Genomic DNA, 19,383 nt, shown 5'->3' with positions numbered 1-19,383 from the left:
TGTCTAGTTGGCAGCAATTGATTGCAAGGATCCGACGCGATCGAGTTTCGATCGGAGTCCTCGCACACCCCCCGCGACCAACGCTCTGAACGGCTTTTCCCAGGATCCGGACCACAACATGAGCATTGCGACACCCCCCGAAAACGACGACCAAGAGGTTACCGATCCGGTGGCCCAGGTCGACGCGTGGGATGAAGAGGAGCTGGAAGAGGAGTCGGTCCTGCAAACCGACGAATCGGCTGCCTTCTTCGGCAGCATGGCGGTCCACGTGCTGATCATCGTCGCTCTGGCCATCATGCCCCTGCGGACCTTCACCGACAAAGAAGCCGTGGTGATCGTTTCGCCGCCGGTCGAGAATGACCCGGAACCGTTGATCGACGAGGTCATCTACAGCGATGTTTCCGACGTCGAGGTCGGAGCCAACAGCACCGCGGAATCGGACATGGCCAACGCCTCCGCGGAAATGTTCGCGGAGGTCGCGGAGATCCCCAGCCCGATCGAGTTGGAAGAGAGTGATCTGGGGAAAATCGAAATCAATCGCATCTTCTCTCAGCCCATGGCTCCCATGGATCGCCTGGTGGACCAGAAAGGTTCGGTGGGCGAAGGCGAAACCGGAGCCGCCGGCGCCGTCGATCGGTTGACCTTTGAAATCCTGCAATCCATGGAAGAGCGGCCCACGCTGGTGGTTTGGCTGTTTGACCAAAGTGGTTCGCTTCACAGGCAACGCCAGGAGATTCGCGACCGCTTTGACCGCATCTACGACGAACTGGGGATCGTTGCCGAAGCCCGTGAAAAAGAAGCAGCTAACCGTCGCGACGGAATTGACCACGACGCACGGCTGCTGAATTCAGTGATCGGCTTCGGAGACGAAGTCACCCTGTACACGGAAACGCCGACCGAGGATGTCGCGGAGATCAAGCAGATTGTCGACAACATCGAAACCGACAACTCCGGCGTCGAACGGGTCTTCACGGCCGTCAAGCGAGCCGCCAACAACTACAAGTCGTTGCGGAAGAGCCGCGCCGGCAACGGTCCGATGCGGAACGTCCTGCTGATCGTGGTCACCGATGAAAGGGGCGACGACGAACAGCAGGTCGAAGACGCAATTGAAATCTGCCGCAAGTACGGCATGCCGGTCCACGTGATCGGGGTGCCCGCACCGTTCGGCCGCCGCGAGACCTTGGTCAAATACGTCGACCCGGATCCCAAGTACGACCAAACGCCCCAATGGGCCAGCGTCGATCAGGGGCCGGAAACGTTTCTTCCCGAACGCGTCCAACTGTCGTTTACCGGTAACTTCGAAGAAGAACCGGTGATCGACAGCGGGTTTGGCCCCTACGCGCTGACCCGGCTGGCCTATGAAACGGGCGGAATCTATTTCAACGTGCACCCCAACCGCAATGTTGCGCGACGCGTCCGCCGCGGCGAAGTGGCCGCCTTTGCATCCGAGATGGAGTACTTTTTTGACCCCGTCGCGATGTCGCGCTATCGGCCGGATTACCTGTCGCCGCGCGATTATGTCACCCAGGTCAAAGCCAGCTCGCTTCGCAACGCGTTGGTAACGGCGGCCCAACTGCAACCCGTTTCAGGGATCTCGCGGCCGCGGCTGCGATTCGTCGCCACCGACCAGGCTCGACTCTCCGCCGACTTGACTCGCGCCCAGCAGGATGCCGCGCGGCTGGAACAGCCGCTGATCCAGATGGCAGCGATTCTGGAACCCGGCATGAAAGCTCGCGATGAAGAAGAAAGTCCTCGCTGGCGAGCCGGCTACGACTTGGCGATGGGCCGAGTCTTAGCCCAAAAAGTCCGCACCGAGACCTACAACGCCATGTTGGCCAAAGCCAAATTGGGCATGGCGTTCAAAAAGGAAAAGAACAACACCTGGGTGCTTGAGCCGAGTAACCAGATCTCGGTTGGCAGCAAATGGGAGCGGCAGGCGGAGACCGCGAGGATGCTGTTGAACACGGTGGTCGAAGAACACCCCGGCACTCCTTGGGCATTGCTGGCGAAAAAGGAACTGGAGGTGCCGATCGGCTGGACCTGGGTCGAGGAATTCACCGACTTGTCGCCGCCGAAGGCCAACAACAATCCCGGGAACAATAACAACCCGCGGCCTCCCCAGGACGACCAGAAGCGGATGCTGAAGAAGGCGCCCAAGCGTCCCGTCCCCAAGCTCTAGGGACGGCCGCGGGCATTTTTGTCGCTGGTGGCCTTGTTTTCCCTCCCTCAACGGGCCGACCGAACTGGCGGAGCCCGTGCCCCCCTGGTTCCAAGGCTCCCCCCTGGTTCCAAGGCTCCCGCCTTGGAACCCACTGCCCGGCAGGCTCCGCCTGCCGCAGCGAAAGCGGAGAAGGCTTGTCTATTGGGCACTCGCAAACGGCAGGTCCCCCGAGCTGGCGGAGCCAGCCTCCAGTCCGTTCCCGGGCGGGAGCCCGGGAACGAGTGAATGGGACCGTTCCCCCCTTGGTGCCAAAGCTCCCCCTGGTTCCAAGGCTCCCGCCTTGGAACCCGCTGCCCGACAGGCTCCGCCTGCGTACCCGCATTCACCCCTGCCTCCAGCGGGCTGCGGGAACCTCTCTTTCGCGACGCCGGTCGGTTTTGCTACTCCACCCTGAGTGAAATTTCATCGACTCGCTTTTGGGGAAACTCTCCGATGCTCCGTCTCTCTCGACGTCTGTGGATCACCAGCTGTACGGCCGCTCTGGCGGCTGGCGTCGCCTCGCAAGCATCCGCCGCACCGCCCAGCTTGCTTCGGATGTTTGGAAAGACCAAACCGATCGATCAAGCGGACTCGTTCTTGCTGACCGAAGAAGACGGCCCCTGGCTGCTGTTGGCGACCACCTTCGTCGGTGAAAACGCACGGGACCGTGCCGAACGAACGGCCATCGAGATCCGCAGCGAGCTTCGATTGCCGGCCTTCATCTACAAAGAAGAATTCAACTTCACCGGCGATGTGGGCCACGACGAACGCACCGGTCGCAGCGTCCGCTATGCCAACCCGCACCAATACGACGCTTACGCGGTCCTGGTCGGCGAATACGACTCGGTCAATCATCAAAGCATCGACGAAGACCTGGAACGTTTGAAGACGGCCGATCTGGAAGTCTTTCGCGACGCCGATGAAGTCGCCGCGGAGTACAACACCAAGACTCCGGCTTCGATGATCAAGGCCTTTGGCGAGCAGTTGTTCAAAACCAGAAAGGGCCGAGGGCGAAACCCCATGTCGGCCGCTTTCGTCACCCGGAATCCGATGTTGCCGGAATCATTCTTCCAACAACCGGAGGTCGATTCGTTTGTCCAACAGCTGAACGAAGACAAGGAGTTCAGTCTGCTGGAATCAGACGGAAAGTTCACCGTGATTGTGCGAACCTTTGACGGCTGTGGCACGATCGTGGGGGCCAAAAACCAAGACAAGTTCATTCCCAGCGCCGAGCGGATGGACAAGTTCGCCGCCCAGGCTGACAAGATGGTCCGGGAGCTTCGCAAACAGGGCGAAAAGGCGTACCAGTACCACGACCGGCACAAATCGATCGTGACCATCGGCAGCTTTGAAAGCCTGGGTCGCGAACTTCCCGGTGGAGGCTTTGAGTACGCCCCGGAGATTCGTCGCGTGATGAACCAGTACAGTGCTCTGAATGCCAGCAAGTCACGCCAGGTGCCCGGTCGCCAAGGCGTCACGGCCAATCACATTGCGATGATCCCGTTTGACGTCCAGCCGACTCCGATTGCTGTGCCTCGGGCCAGCAAACGCAGCCTGTACAGCGCCACCATCGGCCGACGATAACCGTCGGCCCCGGAACTCGGTGGTCGCCCAAGTGAAGCGTCCGCTGAGTCTCATTCTCGAATCGAACCGTATCATCGTTGCGGACGATGGACCGCACCAACCACCGTCGCCAGACCGTGGGCGCGTGTAGTCACCGTCGCCAGACGGTGGACCGGCTGGGTTGCGATCGCATCACCGCGGGGGGTGCCCGTACGCCGCCCGACCCGATTTCGCTGCGAGGAACGCCCAGGCGATCCAAGCGTCCGGACGCGAAACCCAAGCCTTGCCGAGCGCCCCGGGACCTGTTGCAGCAATTTTTCCGGTTGTGCGGAATATCTCAAGAATCCGGCCGGCTCCTGCCGACAATGAATAACGCGTTCATTCCAATTTGCGAGACAGCGGCGAGAATTTCGGTTCCGGCCGTTGGCTTGACGCCCCACCCTGCCGCCCCTATGCTTCGGCGTTTAAGTTGAAAGCTATCAAGGGGTTACAGCAAACGCCCCTTTGGAAAACTGAGGCCGGCGGATTACTGGCAGGAGTCGGGAGTGACCAAGAAAGACATCGTCCGAACGATTTCAGACGAAGTTGGGCTGACGCAACAACAGACCAAGAAGATCGTTCAACTGACTTTCGATTCGATCATCGACACGCTGGTGCGCGAAGGCCGAATCGAGCTCAGGAATTTTGGCGTCTTTGAGGTCAAACCGCGGGCAGCCCGTCGGGCTCGAAACCCGAGGACGGGCGACGAGGTGATCGTGCCAGAGAAGCACGTGGTCACCTTCAAACCCGGCAAACACATGGAGGCCAAGGTTCAAGACGCCGACTTGCCCGGAACTTCGGTTCTGGAACAGTCGGGTAGGGAACCTGACGCCGACGGACCTGTTGCCGACTCGCGTCACGCCAGCGGCAATCAACTACCCCCTTCCACCAAGATCACCGGACGCTGGGACGACGACTGACTCCCCGGCCGAAGATCGACAAGAGAGACCGTTCACGGAGGAACGTCCCATGCGTCGCCTGTTCCAAATCACCTTGCTTGCCGTTTGCGTCAGCAGCACGGTTGGATGCTTCCTGCCGATCTATTCCTCGCGCCCCGAGCGTCGTGTGCAGCAGTTGCTGTACACCTCCGAAGATTTGCGGTCGCTGGTCGACGAGTGGGAGCGGTTCTGGTTTCTTGATTCGCCCAGCCACCTGACACCGATTCGGACTCACGGCGGCATCATCTGATGCACGTCATTGATCGTTGAATCACATCGACTAGCGCGACAGCGTTCCTTTGGGTGAGCCGCGGGTTTTCTCGCGTCGACCGGCGGCTAGCGCCGCGCCGCTCATTGCACTGCAAATCACAGTGTTTTTGATTGAAAGTGGCGTTGTCCGGCCAAGCCGCGCCTCAAGACTCGCAAAACCCCTTAGCTGCCGTCGCGATCACGGCAGAAAGCCAGGCTCTGGCGAGCGTCGCGACTCGTTTTCAGGCAAAGCCTAAAACAGCCGCATCTGCCCGGAACGGGATTTCGGCGGTTGGAACAAATCGCAGCGATGCGGCGGCAACGCCGTGTCCAGACCCAGCTGTCGCTGAAAGACACGAAACAGGCTGCGAATCTGTTCGGCGATCTCGCCATCGCCCACCATCCGGCGGCCCCACTGGGAATCGTTCAGGCGGCCGTCACGGGTCGCCGAAACACGCCCCAACACTCGCTCGACCAACTCCGGTCGGGTCCGCTTCAGCCACTCGGCAAAGACGGGTTCGACGCTCAGCGGCAATCGAAGCAGGACATAACCCGCCGTCGACGCCCCGGCGTTCCGCGCCGCGCGCAGGATTCCCGGCAGCTCCGAGTCGTTCAGGCCGGGAATGATGGGCGCCGCCATGACGCCTACACCCACACCGGCATCGGATAGCATCTCGATCGCCCGCAACCGGGCCGACGGAATACTGGTGCGTGGTTCCATGTCACGCGCCAGTTCCGGGTCCAACGTGGTGATCGAAACGTAGACGTGAACCAAGCCCTCTTGAGCCATTCGGGAAAGGATCGGCAGATCGCGAACGATCAGCGCATTTTTCGTCACAATGCTGATCGGCTGCCGACACTCCGCAGCAACTTCCAAACAGCCTCGCGTCAATCGAAACTCACGCTCCGCGGGTTGATAGCAGTCGGTGACGCCGGAGAAGTTGATCGGCTCGGGTACCCAGGAAGGGCGCGCGAGAAAGTCCGAGAAGAGCCGCGGGGCGTCGTGCTTGACGATGATCTTCGTCTCAAAATCCAGCCCCGCGCTCAGCCCCAAAAACTCATGAGACGGCCGAGCGTAGCAGTACGCGCAACCATGGGCACAGCCTCGATATGGATTGACGCTGTAGCGGAACGGAATATCGGGTGAGCGATTCTCCGCGACGATGCTTTTGGAAGAATCAGCGATGTACTCAATCTTACGATGGCCCAACGCCCCTAGATGCTCTTGATCCCACTGCAGGTGTTCAAGGTCCGCTTCCCGGTGGACCGTTTCAAAACGGTTCGGAGGATCGATGCCGGCGCCATGACGCATGGGGGAAGCTCATCTGAGTGACTGTCGTGACAGCCGGCCATTTTAACGTGTCGCCGTACTGCTGAGTCAAAGACTTGCTATTCCGAATCTTGGCCTCTCCCTGAAAGAGTCAAAGGCGAGTCCGGCGTACGTCTGCACACCGCCTCAGGGTTTCAACTGCGGATCTCCGCCGGCGAACTGTTGGTGGCATGCATTGCAGTGCTGAACCATGCTTTCGTAGTGCTTCCGTGCGGCACCATAGTCCTTGGATTTTGCTGCCCGGTAAAGCTCGGCGGCGGCGTCGCGTGTTTGAACGCTATGCTTCTGCCAGTCGTCCGCATCGTCCTCCGGCTTTCGGATCAGCAACAAATTGCCGCTTTCGGCAAGCACCAAGGACTCGGACTTGATTGTCTTCCACGCCTGGTTTCCCGCGGGCTCAGACGCCATCGCCGGTTTCAACCGTTGAAAGGCGGGTTGATTGACGTACTCCATGTATTCATGCATGTCGGGTTCAACCGGATCGGCAGCAGTCGGCTGGTCGGCTGGCGGAGCGGCCTGGGAGTTAGACGCTGCCGTGATGAACAGCCCGGTCGTGGTGCCAATCAGAAAGCCGGTTGCGACGAGATAGCCAAAATGAATCTTCATGGGTGGAGTCCCCTTTAAGAGAGTGCCTGGAACGACGGATTCGAAACGCTTCATTGCCCTTGCCCCCACCGGCAGTGGCGTCGAGGGGGTCAAGACGCGAATGCTGCAATCACCAATGCAAAGAGCGACGTTGCAACAAGCGTTCCATCCACGCGGCTTGAATCGGCATTTGTTCTGCCACCGGCATGTAGAGGCGGTTTCCACGGCGACCGGGCAGCATGTCAAACCGATGAGTCCGCGCGTGGTGCAACCGCCTTGCTCTCGTGCGTCAACTGAGTCGGTCAGGCTGCGAATGACGACCGGTCGGGCCGTCAATCGGGGCGTCAAACGAATGAAGTTTCATCGTTGAGGAATTGAAAGGATGTCTGCACCGGCCCGAGGCGAATTGTTCGCGTGGGAGCCAAGTAGACCGCATCACGATCGGCACCGGAATTGCACCACGCCCGCAAATCCATCAAATACAGAGGTGGCACGAGGAAATCCGCATCGATGCTTCGTCTGCGGAGGGCAGCGACCAAACGTGAGGCTCCCTCCAGGCCCGGAGGATCGTGGTCGGCAACCACGGTCACCCGTTGGGGCCGCTGCTGATCGATGAACTGGAACAGCATTTCAGACGACGACGCGCAATTCGGCCGGCCAACCGCCGACAGTCCCATGCCGATGGCCGAAGCCGTGTCCGATGCGCCTTCAGTGACAAATAAACGCCGGCGAATACGCATGCCCCGAGCCAGGAACAGACCGCTGTGGCTTCTTGGATAAGACCACTTCGCGGCATCCGCTTGGCCCCATGGCAGCGTCGCCAGACGCACCCCGATGACTCTCCAGGAGGCGTCTCGCATCGGCCAGGTAGAGCACCGACCGTCGGAGGTCAGGCCGACACGCAATGAACGCAGGGCGTCGCACGTGACGCCCAACGATTCCGCCAGCCGGCGAAGGACCAGACCCGTCAAACGGCGATGGGCTTCCTTGGCAAACTGCGTCATCCGGTCAATGTCGACTGCATCGGCAGCGGGTCGCCGATACGGCAGCGTGGATGTGGATCGCGGCGCAACCGGTGTCCCGTCGATCGAGTTGCCGGGCCCCCCTTCATCGCAGATGCCCAACGAGTCGGCCAGTTGTTTGATTGCGTCGCCAAACGACAATCCCAGCCACCAACGCATCGTCTGGATCCCGTCACCCGGCGGCGGTGAACAGCCCCGTGTAAAACAGCGCCGACAATGGACCGCCCCGCGACGGTCAAAATCGGCAAAGGCCGCGAACCGATCTCTTCCGCCACACTTGGGGCAAGGATGGTTTCTGCCGTCCAAGATCAAGGCCGGGATCCCCACGCCGGTCAGCAGCGATCTCCAGGATCCGGCCGCGGCTGATCGAACCCGATCGGCGTGAATGTAAGGCATGGAAATGACGCGCGCGGAATAGGATGATGAGAACCCATCCCTTGAATCGACCCTGCGACCGGAACCACGTTGACGCCACATGGATTGATCACCTCGAACCGGTCGTAGCGATTTCGCGGGACTCACTGTCCCGATCCGATTCGTCAGGGGCATTGCGCAATGACGTGTTCTGAACGATCGCATTCAAGAACACCCTTCGGATCGCGTCGTATCCCCGGTCGTTGGGGTCTTCAATATTGCTGTAGAACCAATAATGGGGATCCTCGGGGCGGTAGGTATCCAACCACCACTGGCGACAGTGAGATCCATGCCCCAGGAAGGTGCGATGAAGCGGAACCACAAACACATTGTTCCACTGCCCGGCCGCCTCCCTAATGGCTTGATTGTATTCGGCGTGGATCGCCAGCCCGTCCGGCCAGTCCGGCAGAAAGACACTGGGTGCATCTCCTTGGCCGTCGGTCGGGTCGTAGATGTCCGCGATGTAGATTTCGCAGCCTCCCGGAAAGCGATCCATCATGGCGGCGAACATGCTGTCCAGACGCAATCGAAAGTTGGCGATCCAGGGTTTCGCCTGCTCGTGAGTCGCTCCGTACATCGCGCATTCACGCGGATCCGATCGACCGTACATGTGGATCAGGTCGTTTCCACCGCTGGTCATCAGAACAATTCCAAACACCGCCTCATCGTGGTCGGGGACCGAATCAGCGATCACGTCCAGGTGCACGGAGGATTCCGATCCAGAGATCGCCACGTTGTTCGAGGTCAGATTCGGAAGGACGGCCGACAAACAGACACCGCGAAGCGACTGGAATTCATCGTTCGGATTCTGCAGGACGCGATTGAAGTAGCGATGACTTTTGGATCGAGCGCCCAGCCCGGCCGTGATGCTGTCGCCGACCCCCAACACGTGGACGGGACGCTCCGTCCAGGTCGACGCAAATGGTTCCCGCGGGACGTCCGGTCCCGCGGGACCGGTTCCGACCGGACGCGCGTACTTGTACTCGCGCACGCCCAGTGTGAACGCCAGGACGATTCCCGCCGCTACCAGCAACGCAACCAACCGCCACCGCGACGGTTTTCGTTTTGCCATCCGTTCCGCCCCCTTCTCTGTGAATTTGCCGCGACACACCGGGCCGCTGCCTGACTTGCCGCGTCCCCTTCAGCATACACGTTTCCGATCGGATATCCTGGTTTTCGGTTTGCGGTCGGCGGATGCCCCGCGCCGACGAAAACTCTCCCACGATTTGCCCGCCCCAATCCCCAGGGTCCCACCATGACCACACGACGCCGAATGCTTCAATCCACCGGAATCGCGGCTGCGGCCATGCCGTTGATTCTGCAAAGCAACACGCTGACGCAACGGGCGATGGCGGCGCCAAGTGATCGCATTCGATTGGGTGTCATCGGGATCGGTCCCAGGTGTCGCTACGTCCTCGGCGGCATGCTCAAACACAAGGACGTCCAATGCGTTGCGATCTCCGACGTTCAAGCGTCGCGTGCAACGACCGGAAAGAAACTGGTTGACGATCAAGCTGGCGACAACACCTGCGAGTTGATTCCAGATTTTCGCCGACTGCTGGACCGCGATGACATCGATGCCGTATTGATTGCGACCGGCGATCGATGGCACGCGACGGCATCGATGCTGGCCGCGGAATCCGGCAAGGACGTCTACAGCGAGAAACCCTGTGGCATCACGATCGATCTGTGCCGTCGGCTTTCGGAGACGATCCAGCGGACCGGACGCGTGTTCCAAGCCGGGACGCAACGCCGCAGCGTGGCCAACTTTCAACAGGCGGTTAAATTGGCACATGAGGGCAAGTTAGGAACGCTTCGACAGCTTCACGCGACCGTGTACACGCCCGAGATCAAGACGACCTGGCTGCCCGGCCAACCGACTCCGGACGCCAAGCAGTGCAATTGGAACTTGTGGCTGGGGCCGGCTCCCTGGAGACCGTTCAATCAGGACTACGTCGATGGCCGCTGGCGCGGCTACTACGACTTTGATTCCGGCGCGCGGTTGTTGGACTGGGGGGCACACACGGTCGACTTGTGCCAATGGGCGAATCAGTCCGACGACACGCTTCCGATCGAGTATCGGCCGGTCGAAGGCGGGATCGAGGCAAAGTACTCCAACGGCGTCCTGCTGAAACTTCATTTCCTGGAAACCCCCTTCGGACAACGCCCCGGTTGGGTGCAATCGTTGGGCACGTGCCCGGTTCGATTCGAGGGCGATGCAGGCTCGGTCGAAGTCGGCGACAGCGGTGGCATCGTGGTGAAGCCGGAATCGCTTGCCGACCAACTTCCCAAGCTTCCCGAAAAGCAATCCGGCTTGGATGTCGAAGCCCATTCCCGGAATTTCTTGGATTGCATCAAAACGCGAGAACTTCCGGCGGCCAACCACGTGGTCATGCGACGCTCTCACACCGCCTGTCACGCGGCCGCTCTGTCGTGGTTGCTCGGCCGGACGTTGCGGATGGATCCGAAATCGGAAACCTTCGTCAACGACGACGAAGCCAACCGACTGCGGAAACGCCCCGAAAGGGACTGGGCCTGAAACTGATTCCGGGACCCCTGATCGCCTACAAATCTCGCCGATCGACCTCGTTTTGGGCGGGGGCTCGACACCCCTGATACAATCCCGGCGGTTGATCCGATCTCCTTCGCACCTTTGGTTTCATGAAACACATCATCTGGCTGTCCATCGTCTGCTTGTTGGTGTCGCCCCTGGCTGCAGCCGAGAATTGGCTCGGCTTTCGGGGCGATGGCCGATCTTATGCCCCGCAAGCAACGCCGCCGGCGAGCTTTGACGTCGAAAGCGGTGAGAATGTCGCCTGGAAGGTTCCCACGACCGGCCGCGGAATCGGGGGTCCGCTGGTGATCGGCGATCAGGTCATCGTCACCGGATGCGGCGGCGAGGACGAGCGTGACTTGTACGTGGAATCCTATGCGACTTCCGACGGGTCGTTGCAATGGTCGCGCCCCATGCGGGCGACCGGTCGCCCATTCACCCACCCGACCAGTTCCAATGCCTCGCCAACGCCGGCCAGTGACGGGGAACGCATCTTTGCCCTGTTCAGCAGTTGTGACCTGATCTGTTACGACCTGCACGGACACCTTCAATGGTACCGTGCCCTGGCGGTGGATCATCCGAAGACGGGCAACGACATCAGCATGAGCAGTTCGCCGGTCGTCGTCGACGGCGTGGTGGTGGTTCAATTGGAGAACCAGGGCGACTCATTCGCCGCAGGGATTGATGCGAAGTCGGGCGAAGTCTTGTGGGAGAACCAACGCAGCACCGGATCAAACTGGTCGAGCCCCCAGCCGGTGCAAATCACTGACGATCGCTCGGCCGTGGCAATGCACAACGGCGGCGGCGTTGATCTGCTGGACGTCCGATCCGGCGACGTGATCCAACACTTTGACGTGTCCGGCGACGGCACCGCGTCGAGCACCTTCGCGGGGCCGTACCTGATCGTGCCTGGAAGCGAAACGACCGCCATTCGAATCGTCGACCCGGAAGTCGCGACAGACCAACCGCTCGGTGAGATCCAGTGGGAGAGTAACAAGCTGCGGCCGTCGCGGGTCAGCCCGGTGGTTTCCGATCAACGGATCTACATGGGCAAGGGTTCGGTCTTGATGGCCGGATCACTGAGTGACGGTTCGGTCCTGTGGCAGGCACGGCTCGGACGCCTGAACAACGTCTGGGCCACCCCGGTTCTGACCGGAACCGGAATCTACATCATCGGGTCCGACGGCAAGGTCGTGGTCGTCGCCGATCGTGGCGATGAAGGTGAAGTGATTGGCGAATCGGAACTCGGCCAAAACGTGCTGGCCAGCCCCGCCGTTGCCGGTGATTCACTTTACATTCGCAGCGAACAGGGGCTGGTGCGGATCTCCGAATGATCCTCGAGCACCCCCGATCGATCGACCGGTGGGATCTCACAACTGAACTCGCGCAAACGTCCGGTCTGTTCAAGTGACCGACGCGCCCGAGAGTAGCAAGACGCTCGTTATTTCGTCACGCACAGCGTGACCTACAAGTCCAGCTTGCAAACAGCCTTCACCCTCCCGCTCGGAGGTCGTGCAGCTTTCCTTCACCCTCCCTCCGGGAGGGTCGCGGAGGAGCTCCGCGACGACGCGGGGAGGGCTCGTCCGGGGTCGTTGTATTTCAGGCGAATTCTTGACGACACCCTCCCCAAAGGCTCGTGCCTCACCTTTGACCCTCCCGGAGGGAGGGTGAATTTCAGAAAAGCACGCCTTTTCCCGACTCAGAAAGCTGCACGACCTCCTCGCGGGAGGGTCGGAGACGAGGAACGAGACTCCGGGGAGGGTAGAACCGGAAGCGAATGTCAAGAACGCATGACCCAGTTATTTCGTCACGCACAGCGTGACCTACAAGTCCAGCTAGTTATTTCGTCACGCACAGCGTGACCTACAAGTCCATCTAGCTTGCGAGAGGCGGCAAGACGCTGCCGCCGGTCTGCCCGATGATTCGTCACGCACCGCGTCCGGGTGACATTCACTGGTTCTGGATGTGGGGGCCAAAACGATGTTCATTTCGCCGGGACGCACGCAACGATTCCACGGTGTCTTGCTCCACACCCGGGTCGCCCTGCGACTTCATCCAGCGATCAAGCTCTGCGCTCAATTCACTTTGGATCGCGGTGGCGCTCTGGCTTCCCGCCAAATTGTTCATCTCGTAGGGATCGTCTTGCAGGTCGTACAGTTCTTCCTCGGGCCGCAACTGGTAACGTTGAATCAGCCGTAGGGCGTCCGGGTTGTCAAACGAGTCGAACACCCAGGTCTGCCAATACTTGTTGTTCAACTTCCCGTCGCCTTTGACCCCCATCAAATGTTTCTCGATGTAAAGGTTCTCGTTCTGCAGGTTTCGGATGTAGTGATAGCGGCCATCGGTGATGGATCGAATCGGGTAGGGCGGACCTTCCGGAACGTTGTTGTGAACCCCATAGACGTACTTGCGGTGTTCGTCGGCCTGACCGCGCAGGACCGCCGCAAAGCTGGATCCGTCGAAGGTCCCCGCTTGCGGAGGATGGCCGGCGATCTCCATCAACGTGGGCATCACATCGGCGTATTGGACCAATGCGTCCGTCCGTGTGCCAGGTTCGACCACGCCGGGCCAGCGGGCGATCAAAGCGGTGTGCACGCCGGTGTTGTAGTTGGTCCATTTGTTGCCAGGGTATTGCGATCCCTGTTCGGAAGAGAACATCACAAGCGTTTCATTGGCCTTGCCGGTCGATTCCAATTGATCCAACAGCTGCCCGACCTGGGCGTCCATGTAGGTGATTTCGGCCAGGTATCGTCCAAAGGCCCGTCGCGTTTCCGGCGTGTCGGCGATGTTCGGTGGCAATTGGATGCGGTTCGGCGGGTAGGCGCTGGCGTCACCCATAACCCACGGAACGTGAGGTTCCACCAAAGCCACCACCAGGCAAAACGGATCACCGCTTCGCGACATGAAATCTGTAACCGGTCCCAGACGGCACGTCTGCGTCGGATCGCGAACGCAATTCTTGTCAAAGCCATCCAGGTATTCGAACGGAAACGCTTTCTCCGGCGTCACGTGCACCTTCCCGGCCAGCCCGACACGGTAGCCGAGCCGCCCCAAATGCTGCGGCATGCTTTCGATGTCAGCCCGACTGGCGGAATGGTTCCAGGCACAACCGTTCCGCATCGGGTACAGCCCCGAGTACAGCTCCGCTCTGCAAGGTTGGCACATCGCCTCGGCCAGAAATGCTCGATTGAACGTCAGACCTTGCGAGGCCAATTGCTGAAGGTTCGGTGTTTTGGCGTTCTGCCCGCCGTACATCGGCAAATCATTGTGCGTGCAGTCGTCGGCCAGCACGATCAAGATGTTCGGCGGCGCGGCGGCACGCGCCGAGCTGCCAACGCCGGTCGCGGCAAGCCAAGTGGCTGCACAATAAAAAAGGACGACGCTGGCGGAACGGACGGTCAGACGACCGTGGGGGCGCAGGGACATCAAGAGCATTCCGGAGGAGGGAGAAGGGGTACGCGAACATCCGTGGTTCGCGGGAACATTCCACAGAGAAGGACTCATGCAATGATTTCGCGAATCGGGTCGACGTGCTCGACCCCGACCAGTTTCTGGTCCAAACCTCCGTAGAAGTACGAGAGGTGGTTCGGGTCCAATCCCAACAAGTGCAGGATGGTCGCGTGCAGGTTCTTGACGTGCAGCGGATTCTCAACGGCAGCGGACCCCAGTTCGTCGGTCGTGCCGAACGACATTCCGCCTTTGATGCCGCCACCGGCCATCCACATCGTGAAACCGAACGAATTGTGGTCGCGTCCGGAACCCTCGGCGTATTCGGCGGTGGGTTGGCGGCCGAATTCGCCACCCCAAACGACCAGCGTTTCATCAAGCATGCCGCGCTGTTTGAGGTCGGCCAACAAGCCGGCGATGGGCAAATCGGTTCGGCCGGCATGCCGATTGTGGTTCAATTCCAAATCGCCGTGAGCGTCCCAGTTGTCATCATTGTGCGCGCCACCGCTGTACAGCTGGACAAAACGCACGCCCCGGTCGACCAGACGACGAGCGATCAGGCAGCGGGTGCCGAAGTCATTCGTTTCGTCTCGGTCAACGCCGTACATCGACAGCGTCCTTTCGTCCTCGTCGGACAAATCCACCGCCTCGGGGGCGGCGGCTTGCATCTTGTACGCCAATTCGTAGCTGGCGATCCGGGACGCCAAATCGTCGTTGTCGCCACGATCGCTGAAGTGTCGTTTATTCGCCGACTGGATGGAATCGATCAACGCACGCTGGACGTCCTGCGTCATGCCCGCGGGACGATCCAGATTCAAAATCGGCGCGCCTTCGGTACGGAAGACGGTTCCGGCATAAGTCGCCGGCATGAAACCACTGCTCCAGTTCTTGGCGCCGCTGATCGGTCCGGCTTTTGGATCCAGCATCACCACGTAGCCGGGCAGGTTCTCGTTGACGGATCCCAGTCCGTACGTTGCCCAAGATCCCAGCGCGGGGCTTCCCGAAAGAATCTTCCCGCTGTTCATCATCAACATCGCCGAACCGTGGATCGGTGAGTCGGCGGTCATGGAGTGCAGAAACGCGATGTCATCGACGTGTTTGGCCATGTTGGGAAACAGCGTGCTGACATGCTTGCCGCACTGCCCGTATTGCGAGAACTCCCAGCGTGGTTCGACGATGCGGCCCCCGTTTTTTCGACCACCTCGGCCGAACGTTTCCACTTCGATGGTCTTACCATCCATCCCAACCATCTTCGGCTTGTAATCGAACGTGTCGATGTGGCTGGGCCCGCCGTACATGAATAGAAAGATGACACTCTTGGCCTTGGGCGCAAAATGCGGCGGTTTCGGGGCGAGCGGATTCACGTGCCCGTCGGGGACGTCCGCGGCCTTCAGGAATGAATCCTTGGAGAGCATTGCAGACAGAGCGGCTGCGCCGAAACCGGCACCGGATTGCCAGATGAATTCACGCCGGGTTCGTCCGCAGAAGTTTCGCGTTGTCTTGTTCATATCAGGGACGTTGTGGGTTGAATGTTGATCGGAGTGAAATGGGGGAAGCGAAAGAGCGTGACGTCGGCCCGTCAATCCAGGAACAGGAACTCATTCCAGTTAAAGACACTCAAGCAATACAACTCGACCGCCTGTTCTCGCGGCAATCCGTGTTCGCGTTGAAGCTCCTCGATCAGCTGCTCGCCGTCATCGATGTCCTTCTCAGTCGCCGGCCGTGTCAGCACAGCGTTGATCACTCGTCGGACCAATTCCCGATCCTCAAGCTCGCCCGCCTTCACGCTCTCCGCCAATCGTGCCGCCTGCTCGGCTGCAAACTCGCCGTTGAGCAACGACAAAGCTTGAGAGGGTTGCAGGGTCATGAATCGCGCTTCGCACGTCTGGTCCGGGTTGGGGAAGTCGAACGCCGACAACATCGGCGTCAACAAGGACCGTTTGACGTGGATGTAAACGCTGCGGCGATTCCGCTCCTGTTCGCTGGAGTCACCCCAACCGCTGCCCGGCCGCGACTGCCCGGCCAAGACTTCCGCTGACAATTTCGGATAGATGCTCGGTCCGTAAACATCGCGATTCAGCGATTGATTCACCGCCAACATCGAATCCCGAATCTCTTCCGCACTCAACCTTCGCGGGTCGTAACGCCAGAACAAATCGTTGTCCGGATCGGCCGCCAATGAAGCTTCATTCCCGGCCGACGACATCTGGTAGGCTCGGCTGGAAAGGATCAATCGGTGCATCGATTTGATGCTCCAATCACGTTGAACGAATTCTTGCGCCAAAAAGTCCAACAGCTTCGGGTGTGTTGGCGGCGTCCCCAGTTGGCCAAAATTATTGCTGCTGCGAACGATTCCGCGGCCAAAATGGAATTGCCAAATCCGGTTCACCATCACCCGCGATGTCAATCGATTCTCGGGACGCGTGATCCAGTCCGCCAAGACACGTCGACGGCCCGCCGATTCGGTGGTGGTCGGTTCGGCATCTGGAAACTCCGGCTGCTCGGCGCCAAACAGATCCGGGAATCGCGGTGTGACCTCGTCGCTTGGTGAATGCGGATTGCCACGATACAGCACGTACGTCGGCGAATCGATTTCTCGATACTTTGCCAATCCCATGACACGTTCCCGTGCGGGCAAAGCCTTGAGCTCTTCTTGATTCTGTTCCAACTGGTCCTGCAGCTCCTCGTAGCGTTCCCACTGATCACCGCTGACGTGGTCACGCAGCTTCTTGCGCAGCACGCGTTGCCGCTCACGGCGGGGCCCCTCGGTCGCTCGCTGATCTTCGGCGGACATCTTGACGATCCCGGCCTGTTCGATCTGGTGCAGTTCCCTTTGGATCGCCCGTCGACGGGCGTCGTTCTGGTCATACCGCGCTTTCAATTCATCGCTGCTGACATCGATCTGGCTGTAGGCGTCCAGGTCGCCGCGCTCCGCATAGGGAGTGACATCCTCGAAAAAGGACAGCATCCCGTAGTAATCCGTTTGAGGAATCGGGTCGATCTTGTGGTCGTGGCAGCGGGCGCAATTCATGGTCAAACCCAGAAACGCCTGGCCGGTGGTCAAGATGATGTCGTCCAAGGCGTCGTAGCGGGCCTGCAGGGGATCGGCGGGTTCGTCGTCCCAAATCCCCAGACGGTAGTAACCCGTGGCCGTCAACGTTTCCTTTGTCACCTGATCCAGCTCATCCCCGGCCAACTGCTCGCGAACGAACTGGTCGTACGGCTTATCCTCGTTGAAGGAACGGATGACGTAATCTCGGAATTTCCACGCGTTGGCCTTCGCGCCGTCACGTTCAAAGGAGTTCGTTTCGGCGTACCGCACCAGATCCAGCCAATGTCGTCCCCACCGTTCGCCGTAGTGGGCAGAATCCAACAATTCTTCAACCACTTTCTGGAACGCCTGTTCGGATGGATCGTTCACGAACGCTTCCACCTGCTGGCGTGTCGGTGGCAAGCCGATTAAGTCGTAGTAGACGCGCCGGATCAGCGTTCGCCGATCGGCGGGCCCGTTCGGCTTCAAGCCCGCTTCTTCGAGCGAAGCGAGGATGAACGCATCGATGGGATTTTCCTGCCAGGCCGGATCCGAAACTTCGGGTGGCGTCGGGTCGGATAGCGGTTCAAACGCCCAGTGATCTCGCCAAGCAGCGCCTTGCTCGATCCAGCGGATGATCAAGGCCGCTTCTTCTTCGGTGACCGGATCGCCTTCGGGCGGCATCCGCTCGAACTCGTCATCGGTCGTGATCCGGTCGACCAACAGGCTCGCATCAACGTCCCCGGGGACGATTGCAAAACTCCCCGATTCGGTCTCGCCCAGCGCGGCTTCGCGGCTGGTGAACTTCAGCCCGCTTTCGGCTTCGTCCGGACCGTGACAGGCGTAACACTTCTTTGCCAAGATCGGCTGGATCTGCTTCTGGAAATCGATCGGTTCCTGTGAAGCGGCCGAACCGGCGAAGAGGCCGAGGGCGAACAGGCCCATCCAGACCGTACGCGCGGAATCCAAACATCGGGTCTTCAAATGCATCTTTGAGTGTTGCCAGGAGGGGGGCGGGTGAGGCCGGCAAAACGGAAGGCGGGCGAACGAGCCAAACAAACTCTACGACACCATTGTGGCCGATCACCCCCGGAACTTCCAATGAGAAATGCGAGCAAACGGCTGAGGAATGTTCTCTAAACGCTTGCAAATAAAGGACTTTCAAACGCTCGCACGGCCCCGCGTTGGCCCGCTTCCGCGGTGGGACTCCGCTGCGCCGTCGCCTGACAGGCCCCCCGGGTGGCGATACCGGTTTCGTCTCAGCCGTCTTGGGGCGTATCGAAGATTCGATCGCCTGCATCGCCCAGCCCCGGAACGATGAAGGAGCGATCGTTCAATTCCGGATCGATCGCAGCGACGAAGATACGCACGTCCGGGTAGTCGCGAGTCAGCCGATCGATTCCCGGCTGCGATGCAATGATGCTCAGCACCCGGATGTCGTCGACACCCCACTGCTTCAATCGACCGGCAACCAGATCGATGCTTCCACCGGTCGCCAGCATCGGATCGACCACCAACGCCACGTTGGGCGCGTTTTCCCGCGGCAGCTTATCGTAGTAACCCACCGGCTCCGCCGTTTCTTCGTTCCGATAAAGCCCCAGATGCCAAACCGCGGCGTCCGGCAGCAGCGTCAGGACCGGGTCGACCATCCCCAAGCCGGCACGCAGAATTGGCACGATCCCCACGTTGCATGCGATCGTGTAGCCGGTCGTGTCACAAAGCGGGGTGGAAACCTTCGTCGGCTGCGTCACCAGATCTTCGGTCGCGCGGACCCCCAGAATCATCGCCAACCGATGGACTGCCGCACGAAACTCGCTCGGACGCGTCGTCGCGTCTCTCACAGCGCACAAGTGATGTTCGATCAGTGGATGTTCCACGCGCGTCACTTGATTCACCAGCCCGCTCTCCCGAAATGCATGCGTTGTCGCCTCTGGCGACCGATTGTAACGAAGGCCCGCATGGACAATGCGATGTATTCGCCGCCAATTGACGGCGGCATTATCCTGTTGCG

Annotated in this window: 14 protein-coding genes and 1 pseudogene; 6 read left to right on the top strand and 9 right to left on the bottom strand. The window is 60.2% G+C overall.

Annotated features, from left to right (window positions below):
- The first annotated feature begins 118 nt into the window (after window positions 1-118).
- From FYK55_RS17895 to FYK55_RS17880, 4 genes are all read left to right on the top strand, one after another.
- Window positions 119-2,179 (top strand): vWA domain-containing protein, encoded by a 2,061-nt coding sequence (locus FYK55_RS17895; protein ID WP_150077818.1) that lies wholly within the window; start codon window positions 119-121, stop codon window positions 2,177-2,179.
- Window positions 2,180-2,653: 474 nt separating this feature from the next.
- Window positions 2,654-3,784: a hypothetical protein gene (locus tag FYK55_RS17890; protein WP_150077817.1), complete on the top strand. Its 1,131-nt coding sequence runs from the start codon at window positions 2,654-2,656 to the stop codon at window positions 3,782-3,784.
- Window positions 3,785-4,308: 524 nt separating this feature from the next.
- A complete protein-coding gene (locus FYK55_RS17885) occupies window positions 4,309-4,722 on the top strand; it encodes an HU family DNA-binding protein (protein WP_150077816.1) in 414 nt (137 codons plus the stop codon).
- Window positions 4,723-4,771: 49 nt separating this feature from the next.
- Window positions 4,772-4,990, top strand: coding sequence for a hypothetical protein (locus FYK55_RS17880; RefSeq protein ID WP_150077815.1), 219 nt, complete (start codon window positions 4,772-4,774; stop codon window positions 4,988-4,990).
- 252 nt (window positions 4,991-5,242) lie between these two features.
- Here FYK55_RS17880 and FYK55_RS17875 read toward each other — a convergent pair whose 3' ends face one another.
- From FYK55_RS17875 to FYK55_RS17860, 5 genes and pseudogenes are all read right to left on the bottom strand, one after another.
- Complete coding sequence (locus tag FYK55_RS17875) at window positions 5,243-6,301, bottom strand: PA0069 family radical SAM protein (protein ID WP_150077814.1); 1,059 nt, start codon at window positions 6,299-6,301, stop codon at window positions 5,243-5,245.
- A gap of 144 nt (window positions 6,302-6,445) precedes the next feature.
- Window positions 6,446-6,925 carry a cytochrome c gene (locus tag FYK55_RS17870; RefSeq protein ID WP_150077813.1) on the bottom strand — a complete coding sequence of 160 codons (480 nt, stop codon included), beginning with the start codon at window positions 6,923-6,925 and terminating at the stop codon, window positions 6,446-6,448.
- 323 nt (window positions 6,926-7,248) lie between these two features.
- Complete coding sequence (locus tag FYK55_RS17865; RefSeq protein ID WP_235908783.1) at window positions 7,249-8,085, bottom strand: hypothetical protein; 837 nt, start codon at window positions 8,083-8,085, stop codon at window positions 7,249-7,251.
- 21 nt (window positions 8,086-8,106) lie between these two features.
- Window positions 8,107-8,322, bottom strand: a pseudogene (locus FYK55_RS30125) (primase-helicase zinc-binding domain-containing protein); the annotation flags it as partial.
- 88 nt (window positions 8,323-8,410) lie between these two features.
- A complete protein-coding gene (locus FYK55_RS17860) occupies window positions 8,411-9,412 on the bottom strand; it encodes an SGNH/GDSL hydrolase family protein (protein WP_150077811.1) in 1,002 nt (333 codons plus the stop codon).
- 183 nt (window positions 9,413-9,595) lie between these two features.
- Here FYK55_RS17860 and FYK55_RS17855 point away from each other — a divergent pair, with 183 nt between their 5' ends.
- Together FYK55_RS17855 and FYK55_RS17850 are read left to right on the top strand one after the other, a co-directional pair.
- A complete protein-coding gene (locus FYK55_RS17855) occupies window positions 9,596-10,879 on the top strand; it encodes a Gfo/Idh/MocA family protein (RefSeq protein ID WP_150077810.1) in 1,284 nt (427 codons plus the stop codon).
- Between the two features lie 122 nt (window positions 10,880-11,001).
- On the top strand, window positions 11,002-12,228 hold the full coding sequence (locus FYK55_RS17850; protein WP_150077809.1) for an outer membrane protein assembly factor BamB family protein: 1,227 nt from the start codon (window positions 11,002-11,004) through the stop codon (window positions 12,226-12,228).
- A 616-nt stretch (window positions 12,229-12,844) separates the two neighbouring features.
- On the opposite strand, the gene FYK55_RS17845 is transcribed toward FYK55_RS17850, so the two are convergent.
- From FYK55_RS17845 to upp, 4 genes are all read right to left on the bottom strand, one after another.
- Window positions 12,845-14,320, bottom strand: a complete 1,476-nt coding sequence (locus FYK55_RS17845; protein WP_150077808.1) for a sulfatase family protein — start codon at window positions 14,318-14,320, stop codon at window positions 12,845-12,847.
- Window positions 14,321-14,394: 74 nt separating this feature from the next.
- Complete coding sequence (locus FYK55_RS17840; RefSeq protein ID WP_150077807.1) at window positions 14,395-15,849, bottom strand: DUF1501 domain-containing protein; 1,455 nt, start codon at window positions 15,847-15,849, stop codon at window positions 14,395-14,397.
- A gap of 71 nt (window positions 15,850-15,920) precedes the next feature.
- A complete protein-coding gene (locus FYK55_RS17835; protein WP_150077806.1) occupies window positions 15,921-18,362 on the bottom strand; it encodes a PSD1 and planctomycete cytochrome C domain-containing protein in 2,442 nt (813 codons plus the stop codon).
- Window positions 18,363-18,631: 269 nt separating this feature from the next.
- Window positions 18,632-19,267, bottom strand: a complete 636-nt coding sequence (gene upp, locus FYK55_RS17830; RefSeq protein WP_150077805.1) for a uracil phosphoribosyltransferase — start codon at window positions 19,265-19,267, stop codon at window positions 18,632-18,634.
- Window positions 19,268-19,383: the final 116 nt, after the last annotated feature.

Origin of the sequence: Roseiconus nitratireducens (assembly GCF_008629675.1) — a bacterium.
Lineage (GTDB): Bacteria > Planctomycetota > Planctomycetia > Pirellulales > Pirellulaceae > Stieleria > Stieleria nitratireducens.
Note: the sequence above shows the minus strand (reverse complement) of the source record. Positions and strands in the feature narration are given on the sequence as shown.

Excerpts from the sequence above, each read along its gene's own strand:
- FYK55_RS17870 (WP_150077813.1), bottom strand. The coding sequence starts at position 6,925 with ATGAAGATTCATTTTGGCTATCTCGTCGCAACCGGCTTTCTGATTGGC.
- FYK55_RS17880 (WP_150077815.1), top strand. The coding sequence starts at position 4,772 with ATGCGTCGCCTGTTCCAAATCACCTTGCTTGCCGTTTGCGTCAGCAGC.
- FYK55_RS17875 (WP_150077814.1), bottom strand. The coding sequence starts at position 6,301 with ATGCGTCATGGCGCCGGCATCGATCCTCCGAACCGTTTTGAAACGGTC.
- FYK55_RS17855 (WP_150077810.1), top strand. The coding sequence starts at position 9,596 with ATGACCACACGACGCCGAATGCTTCAATCCACCGGAATCGCGGCTGCG.
- FYK55_RS17835 (WP_150077806.1), bottom strand. The coding sequence starts at position 18,362 with ATGCATTTGAAGACCCGATGTTTGGATTCCGCGCGTACGGTCTGGATG.
- FYK55_RS17845 (WP_150077808.1), bottom strand. The coding sequence starts at position 14,320 with ATGTCCCTGCGCCCCCACGGTCGTCTGACCGTCCGTTCCGCCAGCGTC.
- FYK55_RS17840 (WP_150077807.1), bottom strand. The coding sequence starts at position 15,849 with ATGAACAAGACAACGCGAAACTTCTGCGGACGAACCCGGCGTGAATTC.
- FYK55_RS17865 (WP_235908783.1), bottom strand. The coding sequence starts at position 8,085 with ATGCGTTGGTGGCTGGGATTGTCGTTTGGCGACGCAATCAAACAACTG.
- FYK55_RS17895 (WP_150077818.1), top strand. The coding sequence starts at position 119 with ATGAGCATTGCGACACCCCCCGAAAACGACGACCAAGAGGTTACCGAT.
- FYK55_RS17890 (WP_150077817.1), top strand. The coding sequence starts at position 2,654 with ATGCTCCGTCTCTCTCGACGTCTGTGGATCACCAGCTGTACGGCCGCT.
- FYK55_RS17850 (WP_150077809.1), top strand. The coding sequence starts at position 11,002 with ATGAAACACATCATCTGGCTGTCCATCGTCTGCTTGTTGGTGTCGCCC.
- FYK55_RS17860 (WP_150077811.1), bottom strand. The coding sequence starts at position 9,412 with ATGGCAAAACGAAAACCGTCGCGGTGGCGGTTGGTTGCGTTGCTGGTA.